At 69.2% G+C, this 2,230-nt stretch carries 2 protein-coding genes; one reads left to right on the top strand and one right to left on the bottom strand.

What is annotated here, in order from left to right:
• Positions 1-340: 340 nt before the first annotated feature.
• The gene (locus BLW04_RS25260) at positions 341-1,618 is read right to left on the bottom strand and encodes a methyl-accepting chemotaxis protein (protein ID WP_254781990.1); all 1,278 of its coding nucleotides are present in this window, start codon (positions 1,616-1,618) and stop codon (positions 341-343) included.
• Between the two features lie 311 nt (positions 1,619-1,929).
• On the opposite strand from BLW04_RS25260, the gene BLW04_RS25255 reads away from it, so the two are divergent.
• A complete protein-coding gene (locus tag BLW04_RS25255) occupies positions 1,930-2,154 on the top strand; it encodes a hypothetical protein (protein WP_091548383.1) in 225 nt (74 codons plus the stop codon).
• The last annotated feature ends 76 nt before the right edge of the window (positions 2,155-2,230 follow it).

The raw sequence follows: 2,230 nt of genomic DNA, 5'->3' as shown, positions 1-2,230 counted from the left end.
GAACTGTCGGCTCCACCGTGCAAGATGAGGAGGTCGTCGCAGCCTGACGCACAACGGACCGCCACCGAAGTTCTACGGAACTCGGGACAACCTCGTCTTCGCGCTCATGGGGTTCCTGGTCGTTCTAGTAGTGCCACTTCTGCGAGGAGTTACCGACGAACGCATGGCCGCGGCCGTCCGCGGTGCGAACAGGTTGACAGGCGAATGACTTGAAAGCTCCTGGGCGGTCCTGTCCGTAATCGACCGGTTGTGAGACGGCGCGAGACGTCGCCGTGGGATCTGGGAGCTGGTGGGTGGCGCCGGTGGATCTTTTTCTGCCGCTGGGCGGCGATCCCTTCGGTCAGTGCCGCTCGAAAGCCGAGGCCATCCGCGCCTGCTCCTCCAGCACCTCGCCCATCCGTGCCTGGACGGCGTCGAGCTGGCCGATGACTTCGCTGGTGGCGTGGATGCCGGTTGCCACCGACTCGCTGCTGGCCTGCATGCCGGCGATCTGATCCGACACCCGCTGGGTGGCCTTCGCCGTCTCTCGGGCCAAACCCTTGACCTCGCTGGCCACGACCGCGAAGCCCTTGCCCAGTTCACCGGCGCGGGCCGCCTCGATGGTGGCGTTCAGCGCCAGCAGGTTGGTCTGGTCGGCGATGCCGGAGATGATCCGGATGACCTCACCGACCGCGGCCGACGCCTCGTCCAGCGCCTCCACCTCGCCGGCCATGGTCGACGCCTGGCTGACCGCGTTCTCGGCGACCCGACCGGCGTCGCTGGCGGCTTCCCGCAGCCGGGCGACGGTGTCGAGGAGCTCGCGGGCGTTGGCCGCCGACTCCGCGCTGCGGCGCAGCACGTCCAGCCGCTGCGAGACCAGTTGCTGCACGTTGCGCAGCGCCGACCCGCGGGAGTGGGACAGCTCGATGGTGTCGGTGACGAAGAAGTCCATCGTGCCGATCACCCGGCCCCCGACCATCAGCGGAAAGCAGACGCCGGACTTCACCCCGGCACGCTGCGCGGCCGGTGCCCGCATGCAGTCGGTCATCTCGCCGATGTCGCGGACGAAGTACAGGTCCCGGGACCGCCAGGTCCGCCCGGACAGGCCGACGCCCTCGGCGAAGCTGGCGGCCAGGGTGACCTTGCGGAACTCCTCGCCGGCCGAGCCGGACTCCTGCACGAAGCGCAGCACGTTCGCCGACTCATCCAGCGCCCAGTAGGAGCCGTAGGCCCAGCCGAAGGCCTTCCGAACGGTGTCCAGCGCAATGCTGCACGCCGACTGCTGGTCGTGCGCGGCGCCGAGTTCGGTGACCACCGTGGTGACGGCGACGCGGTCATCGAGGGTCTCCCGCAGCTGGGCCTTGTCCAGGGCGCTGCGGCGGGCGTTGGCGGCGATCCGGCCGATCGCCTTCCACTTGTCCGCGCGGCCGCCGAAGAACGGCAGGTCGCCTCGGCTGTAGTACTCCTGCAGCGCGACGACCCGGCTTCCCTCCAGCACTGGCAGGACGCAGCTCCGCCGTGCACCGGCCGCTGCCGCGGCGTCCCAGCGCAGGCAGGTGCCGCGGTCGGTGCTCTGGTCGCTGAGGACCGGTTCCTTGAGTCGCAGCGCGCGGCCGCCCTGACCGAGGTCATCGGTCAACTCTTCACCCCGGCTGCCCAACGCTCGCCCCATCGTGCTGCTCAGCTCGCCGTGCTTGGCGGCCAGGCGAACCGTGCCGATGCACGCCGGTCACCCGTACCCCGGGCAGCCCGAACAGGATCGTCGTACCGTCTTGACTCACTCCTGGCCCCTTGGCTGTCGGCTCCCGAATTACCGCCAGCATGAGGGGCCACGAGCTTCTCAGCTCGAGGCCCGCGACCCCACAAGATGGTGTCGTTCCCCCTCAAGTTTGAAGAGCCGGTAAGACGCCCTTCCCCGCTCCCCTGTCCCGCGACCGCCGCGATCCGAGCGTGCGTATCGACGTTCGCGCCGAAGCGGCCTACGCCCTCGAAGTCTCGCGCTACCCGGCGCGCTTCCCCGAGCTTGCCGACCTGGCCACGCGGCCGGGCATGGACCTCGCTGCCTACGCCACTGGCATCAACGAAGAACTGGCGTGGGTCCTTGGCGGCAGTGCACTGACCGCCTTGGCGTTGGAGGACGACGAACTGGACGAGGAAGTCGAGGACCTGAGCTAGGAGACGGGTGTCGTGGCCAGTGCATGCAGTCGGGCGATTTGCCGGGTCTTGTCGGCGGAGCCGCCGGGTGCCTTGG

Source organism: Modestobacter sp. DSM 44400 (assembly GCF_900107175.1).
Lineage (GTDB): Bacteria > Actinomycetota > Actinomycetes > Mycobacteriales > Geodermatophilaceae > Modestobacter.
This window is presented reverse-complemented; position numbering and strand designations above follow the sequence as displayed.